The sequence below is a fragment of the Streptomyces sp. P5F9 genome (assembly GCF_057961495.1).
The window spans coordinates 1-1,401 of record NZ_JBXVPZ010000911.1; the positions used below are offsets into that span (position 1 = coordinate 1).

At 73.1% G+C, this 1,401-nt stretch carries 1 protein-coding gene; it reads right to left on the minus strand.

Going from position 1 to position 1,401, the window contains the following annotated elements:
• Positions 1 to 92: 92 nt before the first annotated feature.
• Positions 93 to 1,202 carry a PadR family transcriptional regulator gene (locus tag AC31A1_RS51405; protein ID WP_489659913.1) on the minus strand — a complete coding sequence of 370 codons (1,110 nt, stop codon included), beginning with the start codon at positions 1,200 to 1,202 and terminating at the stop codon, positions 93 to 95.
• Positions 1,203 to 1,401 lie beyond the last annotated feature (199 nt).

The following is a 1,401-nucleotide window of genomic DNA, read 5'->3' on the forward strand; positions in this document are numbered from 1 at the left end:
GGTCTGGGGCTTGGGGAGCTGCGTGGCGGGGTGGTGCGCCTGGGGTTGATCCCTGCCCTGAGCGCACCACCTGCGGTTCTCGGCGCGTCGGCTCAGGCCTTGTGGCCGCCGCGCAGCACCGCCCCGATGTGTGCCGCCGCCGCGGACAAGTGGCGGCGGGTGTCGCGGAGTTGGTCCTCGGTGACGCCATGGTCGCGGGCCGCGTCACGGATGTCGTCCCGGAAACGGTCGAGGAGCCGGTCCAGGTCGCGGGCCGGTTCACCGGTGGAGTCCTCGTGGGCCCAGGCCGGTTCGTACTCCGCCGGGAAGTCCTCCGGGGTCTGGCTGTACTCGGGTGCCGACGGGGTGGCCGGTGCCGAAGCCGACTTGTCGGCGCCAGCGCCAGCACCAGCACCTGTCCCCGCGCCCGTGCCCGGTCGTCCGAACCCGAAGTCCTTGCCGAACTCCTTCCCGAAGTCGCCGAACTCCTTGGCCAGTTCGGTCAGGCTCTCCCGCACGCCGGTTGGCCAGTCGCCGCGCGCGAAGTGGTCCTGCGCGTGCTCCTGGACCTGGCGGCCGATGCGCTGCATCTCCTCCTGGGCCTGCGCCCACGCCCGCGCCTGTGCCTCCTTGGCCTGGCGCCGGGCCTGCTGGGCCTCCTCGCGGGCCCGACGGCTCTCGTCCTTGGCGCGGCGGGCCTGTTCCTTCCACTCCTGCTTGGCGCGGCGCATCTCCTCCTTGGCGGCGCGCCACGACTCCTTGTCACCGAAGTCCGTGAAGTCCCCAGCGGGGCCTTCGTGTTCACTCCGCCGACCGCGCCCGGCCCCGTTTCCCTGCCGGGCCTCCGTGGCCGCCGCGCGCATCTCACGGCGCAGGTCGCCCGCCGCGCCCCGGACGTCGGCCCGGATCTCGGCGGCCAGCTCGGCGACCGACTCGCGGATCTCCAGCTCCAGGTCGGCCAACTCGCCGCTGCGGTCGGCCAGTTCGGCGCGGCCGGCGTCCGTGATGGCGTACACCTTGCGGCCGCCCTCGGTGGTGTGGGTGACCAGGCCCTCGGCCTCCAGCTTGGACAGGCGCGGGTAGACCGTGCCCGCCGAGGGCGCGTACAGCCCCTGGAAGCGCTCCTCCAGGAGGCGGATGACCTCGTAGCCGTGTCGGGGGGCCTCGTCCAGCAGCTTCAGCAGGTAGAGGCGGAGGCGGCCGTGGGCGAAGACGGGAGGCATGTCAGAGCACCTTCTTGTCGGTCGTGCCGTCGGCCGCGTCGGTGCCGGAAGCACCGCCCGGGCCGGAAACGGAATTGTCCCCCGAGTCGCTCTGAGCCCCGTCCACAGGGCCACTTGCAGTGTCGTCCGAAGCGCCCGGCGCGGGTGTGAGCGGGCTTGCAGAATCGTCCGACGTGTCTGGCCCCCTGTCCCCGGGCCC

Bases quoted from the DNA above. Each gene is read 5' to 3' on its own strand.
- AC31A1_RS51405 (WP_489659913.1), bottom strand. From the start codon at position 1,202: ATGCCTCCCGTCTTCGCCCACGGCCGCCTCCGCCTCTACCTGCTGAAG.